Below are 22,046 nucleotides of genomic sequence, written 5' to 3' on the forward strand. Positions count from 1 at the left end.
AAATATCATCAGAAATATCGAAATAAATCGATTTTACCCTTGATTGTTGTGGCTGCTTTTTGCATTGTATAGGTGCAAGAATATAAAAAATAAGCTGAAAATCAGGATCGCGAATGTTCAATAGAGTTCAAGAGAAAAAGAATACATATCAGACACATAGAGTTGATGTGTTGCAAGAACGCTTACGACATGCCAGTTCTTATACCGAATGGAAAGAAATTGCACTTAAACTGGATGAAGAATCAGGGCATGAAGCATGGAAATATGACAATGAGTCGCCTTATTATGATGCGGAAATTTTATCTAAACGCTATAACTTATTAAAAAAATATCGTATGCAGCATCGGACTTTAGATCTGATCTATGTGTTAAGAGAAGGCTTGTCTTATGACTTTGCCAATATTGGGCATCCGATGTTGTTTGCACAGACCTATATTGGTACTAAAAAAATCATCGAAAACTATGTTGAGGAAATGAGTGACTGTCTACGCTACTTGGCTTCGAGTGAATGTATTACCTTTCAACTAAAAGAAAAAATCCAGTTTTTTGAAGAATGTCAAAAGGCGTATGGTCAACCGGCTGTGATGTTTTCTGGAGGTGCAACGCTAGGTTTATTTCATACAGGGGTGTGTAAAGCGCTAATAGAACAAGATTTGATGCCTCAAGTTTTATCGGGTTCAAGTGCAGGGGCAATCATGACTGGAATGTTAGGTGTTTCTACGCCAGATCAAGTTCCTGAATTGCTGCAAGGGGAACATTTTTTTAGTGATGCCTTTAAATTTAGGAAAGTAACTGAATTATTGCGGGCGAATGGTGGTATTGCCGATGTGATGTATTTGAAAAAGTTTCTGATGCAGAACTTGGGTGATGTCACGTTTGCAGAAGCTTATAAACAATCCAAACGTCATATTAATATTGTGATTGCACCGTATAACACAGCCCAAAATCCACGTATTATGAATGCATTGACTGCACCAAATGTATTGGTGTGGAGTGCAGTATTGGCTTCTTGTGCGGTACCTGTGTTATTTCCACCTGTGCATCTGACCAGTAAGCGTTATGATGGCCAACATACGCCATATCTCGCCAATACCAAATGGGTGGATGGCAGTATGCGCAGTGATTTTCCGCAGGAAAAGATGGCTCGGCTATATAATATTAATTACACCATCGCCAGTCAGGTTAATCCGCACATCGTACCGTTTATGCAAAGTGATACCGAACGCTTCCGTAGAGATGTACTTAGTTGGCCTGAACGAATTGTTCGCCGTCAAGGCAAAGCGATTGCAATGGAAGTCATGGATTTAACACGCAGTCATATGGGTAGTTTCTTCCCGATTCGTCGTGTACTGGATCACGGTTATGGCATTTTGGGGCAACGTTATTATGGTGACGTCAATATTATTGCCAAATATGGACTCAGACATTATAGCTATATGCTAAAAAACCCACGGCCAAAGCTATTTAAAATCTTGCAGCAAGAAGGTGAGCGTGCCACATGGCCGAAAATTGCATCTATTGAAATACATGCACGAATTGGAAAAACCATTGAGCATTGTCTAATATCGTTGCGGAAGCAGGAAGAAAAGCAGCAGAATGAGTTTTACTACGTGGATCTCTAGTCCAAAGATTCAACTTAACGATTTAAACTTAGTGACCAAAGCGCAAAGTTATACCTTTGGGCGCCGTGTTTATACCTTTCAAGTTGATCAGCAACGGTATTGGCTGAAATTCCATAATACCAATGATCAGCCTGTTTTGGCACAGGCTTTCCAACGAGAGTTAGCTTTTTATCAGCATTATCAGCAGCAAGAACAACAGTTTTTATTACCCTTCCAAATTATTCCATTGCGTCATCTTATAAATGAATTAGATCAGGATGGAATAGGGATGATTACAGCTGATGCACATGAGTTTTTTGCTGAAGCTCCTATTTTTGAGAATATTGAACAGATCAAACAAAAGATATTTTTGGCCTTAGATGCACTGGATGCATTGCACCAATTCGGGTGGGTGCATGGTGATTTGAAAGCAGAACATTTCCGTTTCTATGAAAACTCATGTCGGCTGATTGATTTTGAGCAATCTTTTCGGATAGGGCATCCGATTCATACTTTAGATGCAACACCACATTATATGGCACCAGAGCTTTTTCAGGGGGTAGGGAAAAGCATTCAAAGTGATTTGTATGCCTTGGGGATTATTGTGTATGAATGGCTCACTCAATCTCGATTAAAGGCGAGTACTTATCACGATTGGGCAGTATTGCATTGCCAACAACTACACATTCAACTTCCAAAGGGCTGTGAAGGTTTTTATCCTTTACTTAATGGCCTCACGCAAAAGCATATTAAACAACGCTTTAATTCAGTTTTAGAGGTAAAAGATTGCCTAAAACGGACTTGATATGTTGTAAAAGTAAACATAAATGTGTGATTTGAATATTATCTGTTCATTTGAATGGTTTTTTTAATAGAAAGACTTGTCAGAGAGTAGGTTTCTCACTAATATGCATACCCATCGGGGGCGTGGCGAAATTGGTAGACGCACTGGATTTAGGTTCCAGCGCCGCAAGGTGTAAGAGTTCGAGTCTCTTCGCCCCCACCATATTTAAAAAGCAAGAGTATCTTGCTTTTTTTATGATTAAACGAAATAGAGTTTAATCATGTGGTTATAGAGGATTGGTGTAATGGTAGCATGACGGTCTCCAAAACCGTTCGTCAAGGTTCGAGTCCTTGATCCTCTGCCAAATAAATAAAAAAGCCCTTGTGAAAACAAGGGCTTTTTTATGGTCTATTTCTTTTGGTATGCCAATTTTAAACCTAGAAGCGTACTGTGATTATCGCTAAAGCTTCCAACTAAATCACCATTCTGACGTTGTGCTTGAGCATCTCCAAGCCATAAATATCTTCCGCCAAGTGAAACTGCCCAGTTGGGTAGAAAAGTATATTGGAATCCGAGCCCGAAACCCCAGTAACCATTGACTGGTCCAAGTGCATTAGCTAGATCACCAAGACCAGAATCCCAACTGACAGACGTTGAAATTGAAAATTTATCAGTAAGTTTCTGCGCGATTCCAATTTGTGCTGACCACTGATCTTCTTCATAACTGAGTAGAGGAAATCCTGTTTTATCTGGACTGGCTGGAGCAGTTCGCTCTGCCAATTTGGCGGGTTTAAACTCAAAGTCTTTCCATGGTACCCAGCGAATATTGGCACTGAGTAAGGTTTGTTTACTTAGACCTGTTTGAAAATCAAAATTTACCGATTCTGGCGAAGTAAATCTGACAGGCAGCGTGTAGAGATCATTACTTAATGCTGAAAACTGCTCTGTGGTATGTGTTTTATGTTTTATCTCTGAGCGATAAGTCAGTGCTGCTTTTAGCCCAATTTCGGGTTCTTTCAGACTGAATCCCGTTACCCAACCCATTGCATAATCAGAGTGCAGTTCGGCATTGTAATTGGCTGTACCCCTATAAATTTGCCCACGAAGTTTGATATTACCTTCAATTTCTTCTAAGGCAGGACCTGCGTACACACTTAAATTTCTATTGATATTCAAACCAATAAGCCCTGTCAAATTATGGCTGTCTAGTTTGGCTTGAGTTCCTTCAGCGGGTTTATTTTCAAATTGAGAAACAAAGTCGCTGTGCCCGCGATGTTGAAGGTTAATATTGAAAGGTTGATCATAAATGAGCCCTAGACTTATTTTTTCATTTAAATCTGTTTTTATGCTGCCACGTAAAGCGCTATTATTGGCGCTAATATTAGGAATGTCATTGGGTTTGCCTTGGCTACTCAATCCTTTATCTTGCCCACTCACATCTGGCATAGAATAATTATAGGAGAGGGATGCATAGGTTCCATTTTGAAAAAAATCAGTAATGGATTGCCCAGAGCGATCAAGGCCTGCGCTGTACCCAGTACTAATGATAAATGGTGTTGTGACTAAAGCCGATAAGGTGTGATGTCTGATGCGTGAATACATTGGAGCCTCCAAATTCCTTTTGGGGCATACAACACGCAAGTTTTTATTATGTTCTTGGGTGTTGTATGGATCGTTTGATTGTTATTTAAAGCAGGGATTAAAAATTTCAACTTGATTTGGCATTAGGTAGTTGGTTTTTGGTAGGTATTCTCCCATCACTGAAGCTAAATCTTTTTGTTGTTCGACATTGGCAATGGTGTTTTTAAAACTGTTTGATGCAAGCATGTGTCTGATCTGGACAATGGTCATATCAGGGTCAACAGCACCATCTCCATCTTCTGCCATAGGTAACCAACCGATACCACATTCTGGTTTTGCATTACGTGGACGGTCAGCGACTCGACTTACAACAACAGTGTAATAACCATTTTGATCAACCGGAATTTCTTCATCAAATAAGCAATCATTGACACGTGTATTGGCAAAACCTTGATTTGAACAGATTGACCAATAACGCAAATCGCCCTGTGTCAAAAGCCCTTTATTGTTGAAGGTCTTAGAAACAGTAGGTGCTTTTCCGCGAAGGACAAAGACCTTACCATATTTTCTATTCACAACCGTTCTGATGTATTGATTATCTAAGTTTGGATAAAATCCACCTTCAGAGCGTCTTGCTTGTTCATTGATCTTGCCCGTAAAGATTCCTAAAAGGCTTTCTCGATCAAGTTGAATAAACCATTGTGCAGGATTCTGTGCTGGCCATGTATCTGGCTTTCCTACTTGATGGATCAACTGGCGATATTGATTAGAAGGAATACTGACTGCAGCAGAAGTAAGTTGTAATGGCTGATTGGTTTTGAGTTGTGCGCAGGCTTGATCACCCTCTAAAACACGACCATCTGCAAGCGTTAATTGAGGTGTAGGTAAACTGACGCCTCCTGTGACGCTTTGTCCGTTATCAGGTAAGTAGATTCGATATAAAATCATCTGCTGATTTTTGCCGTAAGCTGGCGCATAGAGTTGATGGACACTTTGTGGCTGACTCAATTGGCCAACTTTGCGTTGTGCTGTCACAGGGATAGTAGATACGTTTAAGCTGTACTCGCGTTGTGATGGATTACGTTGATGCCCATAAACGTAGGGATTGCCAGAGTTATTATTTGGCTTGATTAAATAGTCTGCAACGGATTCAACGGGTTTTCCAGCTTCGTCATAACTAATAAAAGACATATAACGTGAACGTGGAAACTCACCTTTGAGTTTAAGGCTAGCTCCTTGAGGGATGGTGAAAGTACCAGCCCAATAATAAACATTGGCATCTGGGTAGGCGATATTGATATATGGATCAGCGCTGACAGGACCACGAGCCCAAAAACAAGAGCGTGGACCTGGAATAGCCTCGAGTGTTTGAGGAGTCGCATGAGCTGTGGTTTCTTGTGCTGGTGTTGCAAACGAGGTGGAAATCACGACGCTGCTGATCAGTAGCGGAATTAAAGTGTGTTTCATTTTACATCCTTGCTTGTATGACTTTAATTTCTGAATTGAAACAGAACGGATTAAAGGTGCTTAATCTAGAAGCAGCATAGGAAGTTTGATTTATATTGTGTAATGGATTTTTTGTATGGAAGTTATAGTTTTTAGATATACCCAATAGCATCTAAAATAATAAAATTAAGGTATATTTTTAGGCAAAGGCGAATGGAAGTGCTTTTTTAATATATTTATGAATCACAATAAAATATTCAGGGATGAGAAATGATTAAACCAAGACATCTTCAGCAAATTATGGCGTTAACTGAAATTGGAACGATCAATCAAGCAGCTGAATCACTTTGTATGACTCAGCCATCGTTAACCAACAGTATTAAAAAATTAGAACATGACTTGGGTGTGACTTTGTTTGAGCGAACCAGTAAAGGCGTTAAACCGACTTTATATACCGAACATATTCTAAAACAAGCCCCACAAATTTTGCAGCAGCTAGATACCTTGCATAAGGAGATTAAACTTCTTTCGAGTGGTCAAGTTGGAGAAATACACATCGGGACAGGGCCTGTCATTATTCATGCATTGATGAAAGATGTGATTCCTTTATTTTCAAAGCAATATCCTGAAATTGAAGTCCATTTATATGTTGATAACCCCAAGAATATTATTGAAAAAATAGAAAGTGGCATTCTAGATTTAGGGATTGTAAGTACAGAGTATGTTGATCTTGCTGATGATTTGATTTCAGTTTCGCTGTTTCAAGACCCGATTAACTTTATCGTTCGTACGGGACATCCCTTACTTGAAATTCAACATTTGGCATTTGATCATCTTCTGGACTATCCATTTGCTTTACCGCGAATTTCAAAACAGAGGTTAAAAGCTCAAACGCATACGGGGCACTCACCACGAATTTGCTTAACTGTGAATGACTACGATTTATTGATTCATCATGTCATGCATAGTGATGCAATTACGGCTGCACCAAGCCATTTATTTCAGTCATTACGAAGGGAACGGGATATCACGGTCTTAAATTATCAAAATCCTGCTTTTTCATGGCATGCATGTGCTGTTTATAAATCGATTAGCATTCACTCGATCGGAATGAAACTATTTTTAGATATGATTCGGGAATGGTTTGAACTGAAGAATACTTAATTTTACTTTAGACCCATTCCTAATTTTTTCATATTGTCACTGTCAATAAATAAAATGCTAAAAAACAGCTCATTTTTTGCTTAATTTAAAATTTTTTGTGCCAATTAGTTTTTGAATAATAGAGTAATCAGCTTAGCTGTTTATCAATTTAGATTATTGAATTTAGATTTCAGCTTGATGAAAGAAGTCATAAGAAGACTTACATAAATAAAGCCAGCTCGGTCATCAATGAGCTGATGCTAGGGAAAAATTTAAGAATTAAGGAATAACAAATGTCAGTATTGTGCATGGTTCAGCATAGAAAGAATGAATTAGATGTCTTACTCAAGAGCACAATCAGCGAAGCCTGTGTCTCGTTTGTTGTGATTGAGAACAAGGGGGAATAGACATGATGCTGGTTCGTTATATCAAACAAAAAGATATTCATGATCTTTACCACTTGGCACAAAAAGCAGGCTTTGGTTTGACTTCTTTGCAACCAGATATGGAAATACTGGCTGCACGGATTGATCGGGCGATTAAAACGGTCGAAGGGAAGTTGGATAAGTCGGAGCAGGGCTATTTATTTGTGCTGGAAGATACCTCACTGCATAAAGTGGTTGGTGTCTGTGGAATCGAGGTTGCCCTAGGCCTAAAAGAGCCTTGGTATAATTTTCATATCGGCACACAAGTTCATTCTTCCGAACCTTTGAATGTTTATAAATCATTGCCGACCTTATATCTGAGTAATAACCACACCAACTGTAGTGAGTTATGTACTTTATTTTTAGATCCAGATTATCGTTTAAATAAGAATGGCAAGTTTTTGTCTAAGGTTCGGTTTTTGTTCTTATCAGCGTTTAGACAGTATTTTGAAGAAACCATTGTGGCTGAGATGCGCGGATTTTCTGATGAAAATGGCCGTTCACCATTTTGGGATGCAGTCGGTCATAAATTCTTCGATATCGAATTTACCAAAGCAGATTATCTAAGCGGTACAGGCAAAAAAGCCTTTATTGCGGAACTCATGCCACGGCATCCACTTTATGTCGATATGTTGCCTGATGAAGCGAAGGCTGTGATTGGAACAGTTCATCCTAATACCGTACCCGCGTATAACCTTTTGATTGAAGAAGGACTGCGTTATAAGGGTTATGTCGATATCTTTGATGCAGGTGCTACCTTACAGGCTGATATCGAAAATCTCAGAGCCATCAAAGATAGCCATGTGTTAACCGCCCATATAGAGCAATCTGATCTCATTATTCTTGGTGATGAACCTTATATTGTTGCCAATGATGATTATGAAAATTATCGCGCCATTCTGATCTATAGTCAGCCAGATCAAAACCAAGTGACATTGACTACAGAGCAAGCCCATCAGTTACATGTGAAAGAGGGCGCATCGGTGCGTTTGCTCAATATCAATATTGCAAATCAGAACAAGCGCTGATGGACTATGTATCAGTAGAAAATCCACAGATTTAGATCTTAATTAACAACACTTATACTGTATTTTTTAGCCATATTTTTTATTTATATCGATGCATAATTTTTTACTATTATCGATATTCATATATTTCCAAGATGGAATGAGATTGTGATAATAGGGTATATTTCATGTTAATTGGATATTAATTAAACGAAAGTGAAAAAGCATTATCTTCAACTCATTTGGGGATGAGATATGATGCTTGCGGCTAAAATACTTTTGATCATTAAAAATAGATTTTAGCGCGCAGAAAAGGGATCTAATGAGAACAACTTATAGATGAGGTGGATTATTTAAACTATTAATTTCAAGATAATTTTTAGAAAAATGGAACTTTAAAATTAAAGCATTTTAAAAATAATTTATTTTTATCAGGCAATGATAACGGTTGTTATACATTGGAGTAAGGATGACATGACTCAGAATAATGAAATGCAACTTCTGGATGAAGATTTGCAGGAAAGTTCGCAAGATGAAGAAAAATTACAACGCTCGTTGACCAATCGTCATATTCAAATGATTGCAATTGGCGGTGCAATTGGTACAGGCCTATTTATGGGCTCTGGGAAGACCTTAAGTATTTCAGGGACTTCGATTGTTTTAACTTATTTAATTATTGGTTTTTTCTTTTTCTTTGTCATGCGGGCAATGGGTGAACTATTGCTGGCAAATACTAATTTTAAGACCTTTGCGGATTTTGCTACAGCTTATATTGGCCCTTGGGCAGGTTTCTTTTTGGGTTGGTCTTATTGGTGTAACTGGATTATTACTGCGATAGCCGATGTCATCGTGATTGGGGGATATATGCAGTTCTGGTATCCAGATGTACCCGTTTGGATACCTGCATTTACCTCGCTGGCAATTTTAACCATTCTGAATTTTGTCGCCGTTCGTATGTTTGGTGAGTTAGAGTTCTGGTTCTCTTTAATTAAAATCTCCGCCATTATCCTGTTTATTCTTGCAGGGATCTATTTAATCAGTACAGGCTTTACATCACCGAGTGGTGTCAAAGCTTCGATGAGTCATGTATTTGAAACCCAATCTATGTTTCCTTATGGCGTCACAGGCTTTTTAGCAGGTTTCCAAATTGCAATTTTTGCTTTTGTCGGTATTGAGCTGGTTGGTACGACGGCAGCTGAAACTAAAGACCCACATAAATCACTGCCTAAAGCCATCAATTCGATTCCGTTGCGTATTTTACTGTTCTATGTCGGTGCTTTGGTTTGTATTATTGCAGTCACATCGTGGGCAAAAATTTCACCAGAAAAGAGCCCATTTGTAGAAATGTTTTCATTGATTGGACTGCCGATTGCAGCAGGATTGGTCAATTTTGTGGTAGCAACCTCAGCACTATCCTCTGCAAATAGCGGTATCTTTGCGACCAGTCGTATGCTTTACGGTTTGGCATTGGACAACGATGCGCCAAAAAGCTTTAGTAAATTGTCAAAAAGAAAGGTGCCGATTCGTGGTCTAATCTTTTCGATGACCTGCGTCACCATTGGAACCTCTATTTTATTTATTGTGCCGAATGTCATGACGGCGTTTACGATCATTTCAGCACTGACTTCAATTTTATGCGTGTTTACCTTTATGTTGATTATTCTGTCTTATATCGGCTATCGTAAGAAGTTTCCCGAACTACATCAACAGTCCAAATTTAAAATGCCAGGCGGTTTAGTTATGGCTTGGCTAACCATGTCATTTTTGGTGTTTACCATTGTTATTTTAGCATTAGATCACGATACGCTGATTGCGTTGGCTTTTTCACCTGTGTGGTTCATTGGTTTGTTGATCGCATATCGTCGTAAAAAGAAAAAAATGCTGCAACTTGATCTGATAAAAACCAGAACAGTGGACTATGTCTAAGTTGGAATAATTAGCGCTTATAGGTTGAGACACTTTTAAAAAAGCAGGGCTGAAGCTCTGCTTTTTATTTTGATGATAAAAATTATGCTTTAAAGCTTGTACTTTATCTTGATGAATAAAAAGCAATATTTAATAAGTAATTTATAAAAGTGACGAAAAATGTCATAAACAGACAATACTGTATAGACAGAGACTCATTGATATCAGTAAAATGCGCTAAATTTAAGCAAAAAAATCTATAAAAATGTTGAACAATATTCATCAAGCTTTAGAGAGTCTTGGCCTTACTGCACAAAAACGTGCAATCCATATTCAATTTTCTAATCAAAATTTAAATACTCAAGTCTTTCTACAACGTATTGATGGTCAGCATCAACTCAATGATGGATTTAAGGCAGAACTAATTTGCCTGTCGACCAATGCCACCATTCCACTCAAACAATTTATTGGTAGTCAAGCCGCGATAGATAGCGTGACTGATCAAGGTCAACTCACTCGTGTCACAGGGATTATTACTCAAGCTTTACAAGGACAATCAGACGGTAGTTTGACCGTATATAAGCTGACTTTAGAAGATCCAACTGCATTGTGGAAACAACGCCGTAACAGCCGTGTGTTTATGAACAAGAGCGTGCGAGATGTAGTGGAAATCGTCTTCAAAGAGTGGCAACAAAAAAGTCCCTTATTTGCATCCAGCTTAACGCTTGATTTAAGTGGACTCAGTCAAGACTACGATGTCCGTCCATTCGTTATGCAAAATAATGAAAGTGACTACGATTTTCTCACCCGCTTGATGAGAAGTGAAGGGGTTAACTGGCTGATCGACGAAGCTGAGAGAACCGTTGCACTCAGTAGTGCCACGATTCAGCCACAAAAACTACGCCTGATTGATGACAATAGCCAGTATCAAGCACTCGATCGTCGACAGATTCGTTACCACCGTAGCAGCGCCACCGAACAATACGACAGCATGACCAGTTTAGTCGGACAACGTTCATTACAGCCGAGCAGCGTACATGTGCAACGCTGGCAAGCCGATGCCTTAGAACAAGAAGAAGGTGCAGGCAGTGTGCAAAGCACGCATAAACATAGTGAGCAATATGACAATGCCAGTCTTGGTCTGGAACAGGCATGGCATTTTTCACCTGCATGGATGCAAGACCTCAATGGTGAAGATGGTGCTACCCAATCGGGCAATGCACAGATTGGAAAACTGAATCAGAATTTAGGTCAATACTACGACTTACAATCGAAACTGTTTACCGCCCATACTACCGTCCGCGACACGCATGTTGGTTACTGGTTTGAATTGACTGAGCACCCTGAAATTGATCAACACGATGGAGCAGACAAAGAATTCCTGATTACAGGTAAAAACTTTTATAACCAAAATAATTTGCCCAAAGATTTGCAGCAACAGATCAACCAATTATTAGCACAAAGCAACTGGCAACCGACTCAATCTAATAATGAAGAACGCCAAGCCAATCAGTTAATCCTGCAACGCCGCAATATCAAAACTGTACCTGAATTTAACCCATTACAACACCGTCCAACTGTCTCACCACAACGTGCCAAAGTGGTTGGGCCAAGTGGCGAAGAAATTCATGTGGATGAATGGGGTCGGATTAAAGTCCGCTTCCTGTTTACCCGCAATGACGACCATAGCCATGATGGTGGTGCGGGTGCCAATGACAACGATACTGATTCAGCGTGGGTGGATGTACTGACACCTTGGGCTGGTGAAGGTTATGGGGCACGCTTCTTACCGCGTATTGATGAAATCGTAGTCATCGACTTCTTTGATGGCAATATTGACCGTCCATTTGTGTTTGGACGCATTCATGAAGCCCATCGTAGCCCAACCAAGTTCGACAATGCAGGCAAACTGCCAGATACCAAGAAACTGGCAGGGATCAAGTCAAAAGAGTATCAGGGCGAAGGTTTTAACCAACTGCGTTTTGATGACACCACAGGTCAGATCAGCGTCCAGTTGCAAAGTAGCCATGCAGCCAGCCAACTCAATCTCGGGAAGCTGAGCCATCCGAAAGATAAAGCTGAAAGTGAAGATCGTGGCGAAGGTTTTGAACTGCGCACTGATCAATGGGGCGCAGTACGTGCTGGCGAAGGTCTACTTGTTTCCACGCATAAACAGGATCAAGCCCAAGGCGAACATCTGGATGCCCAAGTGGCAAAACAGCAGCTAGAAGGCAATCAAAGCAATGCCAAAGCCTTAAGTGAAGTTGCCAAGAATCAGCAAACTGATGAGGCTGAATCATTAGCACAGTTAAAAGCTTTTTTCGAGTCAATTGAATCTGATATTGCCAAGTTTAATAAAGCTGTACTTTTGCTCAATTCACCAGAGGGCATTGGTCTCAGCAGCAATGAAGATATTTATTTATCTGCTGATGGGCAGATAAATCAGTTTGCAGGTGACAGTATTAATCTGAGCACACAAAAGAATCTGATTACACATGCGCAAAACAGAATCAGTGTGTTTGCAGCACAAAGTGGCATTAAACAAGTAGCAGCGAAAGGCAAGTTTGAAATGCATGCTCAAGGCGATGGAATGGATTTTCTTGCCAAACAAGGCATCCAGATTATTTCGACTGAAGATCGTATTGAAATTACCAGTCCAAAAGAAATTGTAATTACAGCGGGTGGCTCACAAATCAAGCTGAATGGTTCAGGTATTTTCCCTGTGACCAGTGGCAAGTTTGAGGTGAAGGCAGGACAGCATTTGTTTATGGGTGGGGCACAAGCGAATGCACAATTACCAGCTTTACCTGAATTTGATAATAAAAATTGGATTGCTTTAGAACATCTAGATGTAGATCGCCAACCATTTGCAAATTTGGGCTATAAAATCTTTTTTGAAAATAATCAGATTATTGAAGGACGGTTAGATGAGCATGGTAAAGCTCATCATGACAATGTGCCAGAGAAAGCAATTAGAGTTGAGTATGAGCAACCCAAAATGGAAGAAGATAAACCTTGGGATCAGTTTGATACAGTCATGGCAGAGTTAAACAAGATTGATAAGAATAAGGGGCAATTTTAATGCCAGATTTTTTACCATCTAAGAAAGAGCTAACCAATGCTTTAGCATGGTTCACAGCCCCAGTAAAGATGATGCAATCAAGAAAGGAAAAGAAACTGCGGCGGATATCGCAGAATGGCTCTGGGTTGTATTACAAGGAGACTTTGCTGAGGATCAAACCACTGCACAAATTGTCACGGGTACAGTGATTTCAATGATCCCTTTTGTAGATCAGATTTGTGATGTTCGGGATATTTGTGCGAATGCGACAAAGATTAAAGAAGACAGTAATAATCCGTGGGCATGGGTTGGGCTGATTCTAACACTGATTGGCTTATTTCCTGTATTGGGTTCACTATTTAAAGGGGTTTTCAAAGTTATTCTGGCACCTATTAGACGCTTCATGCTTAAGCCTGCAACCAAAGGTTTGAAGTTTACAGGTGGAAATATTTATAAGTTTGCTGAACCTGCGATTGAAAGTGGAATTACAGAGTTAAATAAATTTCTTGCACGCCCTGCAGTAAAAAAAGCCATTAAAAATGCAAAGATTACCAATATTTATAAAGCTACTGCGAGCAAAATTCGAGAAGTTAAAGGCATGTTGACCAAGCAGGCTTTGCTGGGCGTGTTTGATAAACTTGTAGGGTATTTAAGAGATACGGTTAAATTTATTGATAAATATGCGAGTAAGGCGATTGGTGCAAAAGCACGACAAATGTTGCAAACCGTAATTGATGTCCGTAACTTGGCGAATCAAAAACTTGGCGAGTTCTTAAAACCTGTACAAGACTTTTTGGAAAGATTGGCGGTTAGAATCGAGAAAGAGAGTGATCAGGCTTTTAAAGCGACGACTAATGTTAGAAATGTGACGCAATTTAGAAGATTGGGTGATGACGAAGAACTTAAAGCATTTCGTAAGCAAAAGCCAAATTGGGTTCATCTAACTCCAGAAAATGGGCGATTACCTTTTCCGCAAGCTAGAAAAGACCCCAAAACAGCAACTACACCATTCCATCCTAGTTTAGGAAATGTGCAGCCTGCATTGAAAAATCCTAAACTAACGCATCCTTTAAAAGGAAAATTTGATACTTTTGCTCAAGGTCCAAAGGGAGAGAAATTAATTAAAGCACAAATATTTAATGAAGGTGATATTTTAGTGCGTGTATTAGCGCCAGGTAGTTTTGACAATAGTATTTGCTGGATGCGTAAGTCCGAGTTTGAAAAGCTAAAAAGCCGTGAAGAGTGGCGTGATAAATTTGCAGTTTGGGCGAGTTGGAATGCTAATGGAGAATATCTTGAATATACAGTCCCTAAAGGTAAAAAGTTATATGCTTGGGAAGGTCCTGCTGCCTCACAAGAACTTGGTGAGTTTTATTTAAAAGGTGGAGGTATTCAGATTGTACTAGATCCCAATGACTTGGTTACTTCTGGACTAAGCAAGCGAAAATTGACAGGTTGGGGCTATGGTACGGACACAGAAATTGGTGATTTTTCAATGGTTGGAGTCCCTACTTTAGCCACAAATTTGGGTGATTATAGCTTAGCTGCCAAATTAGAATATAAACCGAGATAAACAAGATAGAGAAGATCATGAATTACGAAGTAAATCCTAAAGCTGCATATTTATTAGAACAATTTAGCTCGTTAGCATTTTTTGAGACTATGCGAAATAACTATGGTCTTTTTTTAGATAGTTTAGAAGAACTATTTGAAATCTATATGCATAATTTACCATATAATTTACGAAGTTTACCCTTTCCAGAACAAGCAGATATTCAATGGGGGGGGGCTGTTTTGCCTAATTTAAGAAATACGATGGATCGTATAGAGTCTGCATACGCAAAAATAAAAACAGGTGATTTTACTTATTTACGTTGTACTGGAGAAATACGCTCTAATGATAAAGGTTTGAGTGAGTTTTCTCCACATTGGATGGATGATTTACCTACAGCTAAAGTAAAACAATGTTGGGATTACTATTCAATTGCCAAAAGCTATGCTTCAATTATTTCAAATACTTATCCAACCTATTGGAATGTTGATGAGCTTGTTATTGATTATCCTGAAGCTGATATATTTCATGAAATCAATCTAGTTTTACCTGACTCTTATCCAATTTATAGGGTAAATCCAGAAATAATAGTTAAATCTAATGAGAACGTTGGGAAAACAGGTATCTATATTTGTGAAGAAGACAGAGACAGAATTGAGTTTATGGCAACAAGTGAGGAGGAAGGTAGAGGAGTAGGAAGTGTTATAGCTACTGGAATGGATCCTGAAACATTTGAGACTTTTTATGGCGATTGTACTTGGATGTTAGTTGAGCGTATTGCAGATGAAGGTGGTTCATCTGAAACAATTCAAGTAGAAAACTTAAAAGGTTTTGCCGGTCAGACTTGTCAACGAGCAGGCAATTGGTGGAGCCCTGCAAATCAATTGCAATCCCGTTATTTTGAGCAGGGGGAGGTATTTCCCGAGGTTGAAAATAATAGTTGGGGTGAAACGATTTGGTATTTAGAAGTAACGAATAAACAGTAATGTCACAATTTGAAATTCGTCCGCAGGAAATTTACTTACTTGAACGCTATAGTTCGACTGAATATTTTAAAGAACTGGTAGATGCTTTTAAAAATATGTTGGATGCAGCAGAAAATGCACTTGAGCTGTTTATGCAAGATTTACCTTATGATTATCGAAACCGACATATTTCACAACAGCCTGATGTGGTTTGGGGTGAGCATGTATTACCTAATTTCAGGTCAACTTTTGAGAGCTTGAACTATGGGTACAAGCGTTTATTAGAGGGTGATTTATCTGCATTGCAATATGCAGGGAATGTGGTGACTGATTTTAGAGGACAGACTGCTGACTACCCAGCTGATTGGATGGATGAAGAAAATTATAGAAAATTTAATGATTGGCAAAATGAAGCAAGTACGTTGTCATCTAATATTAAAGCCACGGTTTTTGGTAATTGGGTTACAGGAAACCTTAGTGATAGATATAATGTTCAAGCTAGAGGAGAGTTAAATTTACCAAGGTCTTTACCAGTTTATCAATTAAGCGCTGATATCAAAGTGGAGACAGGAGAAACTGTGCCACAGAATGGTATTTACATTCCTGAAATACCTGAGGCAAGTGCACAGCTATTACTTAAAGGACACGATGCTATAGAGGCTCTGGTGGGATTAAGTCGTAGTGGTTTGCAATATGCTAGAGAAGAAAGTACAACATGGTTACTGGTGAGACGGGTTGCAGATGAAGGTGGTTCATCTGAGACAATTCAAATAGAAAATTTAAAAGGTTTTGCTGGTCAGACTTGTCAACGAACAGGCAATTGGTGGAGTCCTGCAAATCAATTGCAATCCCGTTATTTTGAACAGGGAGAGGTATTCCCTGAGGTTGAAAATAATAGTTGGGGGGAAACGATTTGGTATTTAGAAGTAACGAATAAAAAATAATGTCGCAATCATCTGAAATTCGTCCGCAGGAAATTTTCCTACTTGAACACTATAGTTCGACTGAATATTTTAAAGAATTGGTAGAGGTTTTTAAAAATATGCTGGATGCAGCAGAGAATGCGCTCGAGCTATTTATGCAGGATTTACCCTATGATTATCGAAACCGACATATTTCACAACAACCTGACATAGTTTGGGGTGAGCATGTATTGCCTAATTTCAGATCAACTCTTGAGAGCTTGAATTATGGGTATAAACGTTTATTAGAGGGTGATTTATCTGCTTTGCAATATGCAGGGAATGTGGTGACTGACTTTAGAAATCAAAGAATAGACTATTTCCCTGATTGGATGGATGAGGGTAATTTAGCTTTATTTGATCAATGGCAAAGTAAAGCTAGTAAGTTATCATCTAATATTAAAGCTACAGTTTTTGGTAGCTGGCCTATGACTTTTTTAACAGAAGACTATGATTCAGATTATTTAGGGGAGTTAAACTTACCATCATCTTTACCAATATATAAGTTAAACCAAAATGTTACGGTAAAAACAGGCGAAACTGTGCCACAGGATGGTATTTACATTCCTGAAATACAGGAAGCAAGTGCACAGCTGCTGCTTAAAGGGCATGATGCGATAGAAGCATTAGTAGGACTTGATCCAGATTGCCCACAATATGATCATGAGGAAGATACGGAATGGGTATTGGTTGAACGAATTGCAGACGAGGGTGGGGCATTTGAGACAATCCAAGCTGAAAACTTAAAAGGTTTTGCTGGTCAGACTTGTCAACAGACAGGTAATTGGTGGAGTCCTGCAAATCAATTGCAATCCCATTATTTTGTACAGGGAGAAGTATTTCCTGAGATTGAAAATAATAGTTGGGGTGAAACGATTTGGTATTTAGAAGTGACGAATAAGAAACAATCTATATTTTAAAAATGTAAATGTAAGAAATATGAATAACTTTAATATTTTTGGAATTCTGTTCGTCAGCTTTTTATGTATGAGTTGCAGTAATGGTCAGTCAGCTGCACAGGCTAATGCAGATACTCAAGATTTTGTGAAGAAATTAAATCCACAACATCGGTTTAAGGTGCATGGTTGCGCCAGAGGAGTTGGAGGAGGAAAAGGAAAATACTAATAAATAGTTTTTCTCAAGAAAATAAAGTGTTGGTAGTGAAATATAGAGATGAGATATTTCATTTTCTGATGGCGGTTATAGACTAAATAATTTTAGATTGTTGAAATCAAAAGATTAAGAGTTATTAGCCAATGAAAAATATAGATAAAATTAAAAACTTGAGTATAGGGTTAATTGCCATATTTTTATTATTTGGTTGTAAGAATTCACAAGCTAAATATCAAGAGAAGTTTATAGCTCATGTCGCAGAAAAAGTGCCTGCTCCTTACAAGGAGTGTATGCTTAACTTCCTAAAAGAGAATTGGGATGAGGCTTGGAAGACTTATAATAATGAGAAAAAAAGAGAACCAAGAGGGGAGGCTGACATAGTAAACTTTATGATTGAAAAATATATTGATCAGTGTAAAAAAGAAAAATAATGGAAGTTTTTTTATAGTTCATCTGAGATATTTCTATTTTAGGGAATGCTGTGTGGACTATCATGTGAAAAATAATTGTATGCTGATGAAATAAAAAAGCAGAGCCGAAGCTCTGCTTTTTAAGTTAATTAGTTTTAGATTTTGCTGATCAAATCATTAATTTGTTTTGCTTGTTCAGCTGCATTACCAGTATAAGTTGCAGGTGTTAACTCAGCTAGACGAGCACGTTCATCAGCTGGAACTTGTGCAAGTTCATCGCCATTGACAAAGTTCACCATCATCTCACGTGTCATTGCCTGACCACGAGTAAGTGCTTTTAATTTCTCGTATGGCTTTTCAACGTTATAACGACGCATAACGGTTTGAATTGGCTCTGCAAGAACTTCTTGTGCTTGGTTTAAATCTTCATTTAAACGAGCAGCATTCAGCTCAAGTTTACCAACACCTTTTAAGCAAGCATCAAAAGCAATTAAGCTTTGCGCAAAACCAACACCCATATTACGTAATACAGTTGAATCAGTTAAGTCACGCTGCCAGCGAGAAACAGGAAGCTTTTCACCTAAGTGACCTAAAACAGCATTTGCAATACCTAAGTTGCCTTCTGAGTTTTCGAAGTCAATTGGGTTTACTTTGTGCGGCATAGTTGAAGAACCAACTTCACCATCTTTTAACTTTTGTTTGAAGTAACCAAGCGAGATATAACCCCAAACGTCACGGTTAAAGTCGATCAAGATGGTGTTGTAACGACGTAACGCATCAAACAACTCAGCCATATAATCATGTGGCTCGATTTGTGTGGTGTATGGGTTGAAGCTGAGGCCTAAAGACTCAACAAATGCTTGTGCATGTGCAGCCCAATCAATTTCTGGATATGCAGAAAGGTGCGCATTGTAGTTACCTACAGCACCATTGATTTTGCCGAGTAATTCAACATTTTCGAATTGCTTGATTTGACGTGCTAAACGATAAGCAACGTTTGCCATCTCTTTACCCAAGGTAGTTGGGCTTGCAGTTTGACCATGTGTACGAGACAACATCGGTTGTTCAGCATGCGTTGTTGCCAAAGCTGAAATTGCATTGAGAAGTTGCTTCATGCTTGAAACTAAAACTTCACGGCCATTTTTCAGCATAAGCGCATGAGACAAGTTATTGATGTCTTCAGAAGTACAAGCAAAGTGAATAAATTCGCCTGCATTTTGTAATTCATCAATGTTGGCAATTTTTTCTTTAAGGAAATATTCAACCGCTTTTACATCATGGTTAGTGGTGCGTTCAATTTCTTTAATGCGGTTTGCATCTTCTTCCGAGAAATTTGAAACGATTGCATCTAAAGCTGCATTGGTTTCATTTGAAAAAGGTGCAACTTCGATGATTTCTGCACGATTTGCAAGTGCTTGTAACCAACGCACTTCAACCGTGACACGAGCGTGGATTAAACCAAACTCAGACAAAAAAGGGCGTAGGGCATCGCATTTGCTAGCGTAACGTCCATCAAGTGGCGAGAGTGCGGTTAAAGCATTCATACAGATTCCTTAATTTTGGAATAAACATAAAAATAAATTCGTTGTAGCATCGGTCTATACCACCTGATACTGCAAACGAGCGAGAGCTTGAATATCTTGCAATAACTTGCGTTTACTAAAGATCATACTCCATGAGCTGCCACCTGACTGCTTCCATAAATGTGCCAGCTGTAGGCCTGTAAATAAGCTTGCACGAATACGGTTGGTATGATTGATGTCTTTAAATGCTTCGGCATTGCCACGGACTAAAATACGAGGATTGATTTGTCCTGCAGTTTCGACATAGGTTTGGGCTAAATTGGCGATGATGCTTGGGTGTAAATAGTTATTATCGAAAAAAGAGAGTTGCTTTAAGATTTTTTGTTGGGCAGTTTCTATAATTTTGACATATTCAGGATTGCTATAAACTTTCTTTTCCAACTGCAACAGGGCCATTGCATAGGACATCGGCAGTTTTGCCGTCGACATTTTGGGAACACGGGATTTGGGTGCCGTATTAAAAGGCTGGGTAATACAACCTTCTAAGGTTTTTAATCCGAGTGAAATATCTGCAAGCTGATTAAAAAAATCTAAGGTCTGAGTGGCATTATTTGCTGCAGGACGAATATTTAGACTGGCTTTAATCAATAGCTCAAAATAGAAATTACCACTATCGCCAATGCTTTGCTGGCCGGCCATTGCAGTCATATGTGTTAACTGAGTTGCCTGAAAGACTGCGGCCAATGCTAGAGCACGGTTCTGTCTAACATTCAACGCTTGAGTGTGCTGAAAGGGTAACTCGACCATGCTTCGCTTCCAATTTCCTTAAATAAAATCTGGTTCAGGTGCATTGGTATGATGAATGACACCACCACCTAAGCAGACCTCTCCAGAATAGAACACCACGCTTTGTCCTGGAGTCACAGCTCTTTGCGGCTCATCAAACTCAACACGGATGCCATTTTCAGTCTGTTCATCACGATAGATGGTACACGCTTGATCTGGCTGACGATAACGGGTTTTTGCTGTGCAGCGGAATCCAGCACTTGGAATCTCCTGCTCACCTGCAACCCAATCAATCGACTCACTCCAAAGCTGTGTACTTTGCATCAATGGATGTTCATGTCCTTGCCCAATCACCAGTCGGTTATTGGCAATATCTTTATGTAATACGAACCATGCACCTTCTTGTACACCTTTCATACCACCGATACCAATACCACCGCGTTGACCCAGCGTATAGTACATCAAGCCATGATGTTCACCAACTTCTTTACCTGATTCCAAAACAATTTTTCCAGCTTGCGCAGGGAGATATTGTTTGAGGAAGTCAGTAAAGCGACGTTCACCAATAAAGCAGATACCCGTTGAGTCTTTCTTCTTCGCTGTTGCTAAATCAAGTTGTTCTGCAATACGACGAACTTCTGGCTTTTCAATTTCACCCACAGGGAATAGGGTCTTGTTAATTTCACGACCATGTACCGCATGTAAGAAATAGGTTTGGTCTTTATTATTATCCACTCCGCGGAGCAGTGGTGCATAAGTTTCACCACGTGAATTTTGTATGCTTGCACCACGACGTGCATAGTGACCAGTTGCAATAAAGTCTGCACCCAAAGTCATAGCATGATCGAGGAATGCACGGAATTTAATTTCTTTATTACACAATATATCTGGGTTTGGTGTGCGACCGGCAGCATATTCAGCCAAGAAGTGCTCAAAGACACGATCCCAATATTCCATTGCAAAGTTGGCAGTATGCAGTTTGATGCCAATTTTATCTGCAACGGCTTGAGCATCTGCCAAGTCTTCCAGTGCTGTGCAGTAATCCGTACCATCATCTTCTTCCCAGTTTTTCATGAAAAGACCTTCAACTTGATATCCTTGTTGAAGTAATAATGCGGCAGAAACGGAGGAATCTACACCACCAGACATACCGACGATGACACGTTGTTGCATCTAATTAAGCATCCAAATGAGAAGTTAATGAGGGAGAAAAAGGGTGCTCATAAATAAGCGATAAAGGATATTTTTTGCCAGCAAGGGCATCTTCAATAGCTTTTAAAACCAACGGGCTACGTGCACGTGCTGTTTCTTGTAACTCATCTAAATTCATCCATACTGCACCGACAATGCCTGTATCCAGTTGCGCATTTTCTTCAACTGCCGTGACATGCGCCAAGAAGCAAAAACGGTAATAGGTACGATCTGGAAACATCGGTGGGGTATAAGTATAGATCCCAAGCAGATGATCAATTTCAACATGATGACCTGTTTCTTCTAAGGTCTCACGGATCGCTGCTTGAATAATGGTTTCGTCACATTCGACATGACCAGCAGGTTGATTAAACACGGTATGTACAAAGCCTTCGCTGTGTTCTTCAACAAACAGAAAACGTCCGTCTTTTTCGACTACAGTGGCGACTGTGACATGAGGTGTCCAAGCGGTCATAGAAAGCACCAAGGTTTTAAAAAACGTATTCTACAAAATTTGACTGTTTTTGGCTACACAGGAAGGCCAATTCGCTAAAGTGGAACAAAAATATTTGCTGCCATCAGTGTGTATTT

At 39.3% G+C, this 22,046-nt stretch carries 17 protein-coding genes, 2 tRNA genes and 1 pseudogene; 14 read left to right on the forward strand and 6 right to left on the reverse strand.

The features are described 5' to 3' along the window. The first annotated feature begins 113 nt into the window (after positions 1–113). The 4 genes from F896_RS12750 to F896_RS12735 all read left to right on the forward strand — a co-directional run bounded on the left by F896_RS12750 (position 114) and on the right by F896_RS12735 (position 2,749). Positions 114–1,622 carry a DUF3336 domain-containing protein gene (locus F896_RS12750; RefSeq protein ID WP_016163181.1) on the forward strand — a complete coding sequence of 503 codons (1,509 nt, stop codon included), beginning with the start codon at positions 114–116 and terminating at the stop codon, positions 1,620–1,622. Beyond that, complete coding sequence (locus tag F896_RS12745; protein WP_016163182.1) at positions 1,597–2,406, forward strand: protein kinase domain-containing protein; 810 nt, start codon at positions 1,597–1,599, stop codon at positions 2,404–2,406. Before F896_RS12750 ends, F896_RS12745 begins: the two co-directional genes overlap by 26 nt. Before the next feature lie 116 nt (positions 2,407–2,522). Further along, positions 2,523–2,607 (forward strand) — tRNA-Leu (locus tag F896_RS12740). 68 nt (positions 2,608–2,675) lie between these two features. Continuing rightward, a tRNA-Trp gene (locus tag F896_RS12735) sits at positions 2,676–2,749 on the forward strand. A gap of 44 nt (positions 2,750–2,793) precedes the next feature. Here F896_RS12735 and F896_RS12730 read toward each other — a convergent pair. Both F896_RS12730 and F896_RS12725 read right to left on the reverse strand, forming a co-directional pair. Next, positions 2,794–3,987 (reverse strand): OmpP1/FadL family transporter, encoded by a 1,194-nt coding sequence (locus tag F896_RS12730; RefSeq protein ID WP_016163183.1) that lies wholly within the window; start codon positions 3,985–3,987, stop codon positions 2,794–2,796. An 81-nt stretch (positions 3,988–4,068) separates the two neighbouring features. Next, entirely contained in the window at positions 4,069–5,433 is a 1,365-nt protein-coding gene (locus tag F896_RS12725; RefSeq protein WP_016163184.1) for a hypothetical protein, read from the reverse strand. A 249-nt stretch (positions 5,434–5,682) separates the two neighbouring features. On the opposite strand from F896_RS12725, the gene F896_RS12720 reads away from it, so the two are divergent. The 10 genes and pseudogenes from F896_RS12720 to F896_RS12680 all read left to right on the forward strand — a co-directional run bounded on the left by F896_RS12720 (position 5,683) and on the right by F896_RS12680 (position 17,976). Further along, on the forward strand, positions 5,683–6,576 hold the full coding sequence (locus F896_RS12720) for a LysR family transcriptional regulator (protein ID WP_016163185.1): 894 nt from the start codon (positions 5,683–5,685) through the stop codon (positions 6,574–6,576). Between the two features lie 388 nt (positions 6,577–6,964). Then, on the forward strand, positions 6,965–8,008 hold the full coding sequence (gene astA, locus F896_RS12715) for an arginine N-succinyltransferase (protein ID WP_016163186.1): 1,044 nt from the start codon (positions 6,965–6,967) through the stop codon (positions 8,006–8,008). A gap of 453 nt (positions 8,009–8,461) precedes the next feature. Continuing rightward, complete coding sequence (locus tag F896_RS12710) at positions 8,462–9,913, forward strand: amino acid permease (protein WP_016163187.1); 1,452 nt, start codon at positions 8,462–8,464, stop codon at positions 9,911–9,913. 244 nt (positions 9,914–10,157) lie between these two features. Then, complete coding sequence (locus F896_RS12705; protein WP_016163188.1) at positions 10,158–12,974, forward strand: type VI secretion system Vgr family protein; 2,817 nt, start codon at positions 10,158–10,160, stop codon at positions 12,972–12,974. Continuing rightward, positions 12,974–14,526: pseudogene (locus F896_RS21210) on the forward strand (hypothetical protein). The gene F896_RS12705 and the pseudogene F896_RS21210 overlap by 1 nt, the downstream one beginning before the upstream one ends. A 17-nt stretch (positions 14,527–14,543) precedes the next feature. Next, a complete protein-coding gene (locus F896_RS12695; protein WP_016163190.1) occupies positions 14,544–15,491 on the forward strand; it encodes a hypothetical protein in 948 nt (315 codons plus the stop codon). After that, the gene (locus tag F896_RS12690) at positions 15,491–16,414 is read left to right on the forward strand and encodes a hypothetical protein (RefSeq protein WP_016163191.1); all 924 of its coding nucleotides are present in this window, start codon (positions 15,491–15,493) and stop codon (positions 16,412–16,414) included. Before F896_RS12695 ends, F896_RS12690 begins: the two co-directional genes overlap by 1 nt. Then, a complete protein-coding gene (locus F896_RS12685; protein ID WP_016163192.1) occupies positions 16,414–17,352 on the forward strand; it encodes a hypothetical protein in 939 nt (312 codons plus the stop codon). Before F896_RS12690 ends, F896_RS12685 begins: the two co-directional genes overlap by 1 nt. 19 nt (positions 17,353–17,371) lie before the next feature. After that, positions 17,372–17,557, forward strand: coding sequence for a hypothetical protein (locus F896_RS0119720; protein ID WP_032882136.1), 186 nt, complete (start codon positions 17,372–17,374; stop codon positions 17,555–17,557). Positions 17,558–17,688: 131 nt separating this feature from the next. Then, positions 17,689–17,976, forward strand: a complete 288-nt coding sequence (locus F896_RS12680) for a hypothetical protein (protein WP_016163193.1) — start codon at positions 17,689–17,691, stop codon at positions 17,974–17,976. Positions 17,977–18,110: 134 nt separating this feature from the next. Here F896_RS12680 and purB read toward each other — a convergent pair whose 3' ends face one another. From purB to F896_RS12660, 4 genes are read right to left on the reverse strand one after another with little or no spacing between them, the layout of a single operon-like run. Beyond that, on the reverse strand, positions 18,111–19,499 hold the full coding sequence (gene purB, locus F896_RS12675; RefSeq protein ID WP_005202605.1) for an adenylosuccinate lyase: 1,389 nt from the start codon (positions 19,497–19,499) through the stop codon (positions 18,111–18,113). A 54-nt stretch (positions 19,500–19,553) separates the two neighbouring features. Further along, the gene (gene hflD, locus F896_RS12670) at positions 19,554–20,285 is read right to left on the reverse strand and encodes a high frequency lysogenization protein HflD (protein ID WP_016163194.1); all 732 of its coding nucleotides are present in this window, start codon (positions 20,283–20,285) and stop codon (positions 19,554–19,556) included. A gap of 18 nt (positions 20,286–20,303) precedes the next feature. Beyond that, positions 20,304–21,437, reverse strand: coding sequence for a tRNA 2-thiouridine(34) synthase MnmA (mnmA, locus tag F896_RS12665; protein ID WP_016163195.1), 1,134 nt, complete (start codon positions 21,435–21,437; stop codon positions 20,304–20,306). A gap of 4 nt (positions 21,438–21,441) precedes the next feature. Then, positions 21,442–21,930: an NUDIX hydrolase gene (locus F896_RS12660; RefSeq protein ID WP_016163196.1), complete on the reverse strand. Its 489-nt coding sequence runs from the start codon at positions 21,928–21,930 to the stop codon at positions 21,442–21,444. Positions 21,931–22,046: the final 116 nt, after the last annotated feature.

Origin of the sequence: Acinetobacter genomosp. 15BJ (assembly GCF_000400715.1) — a bacterium.
Taxonomy (GTDB): domain Bacteria; phylum Pseudomonadota; class Gammaproteobacteria; order Pseudomonadales; family Moraxellaceae; genus Acinetobacter.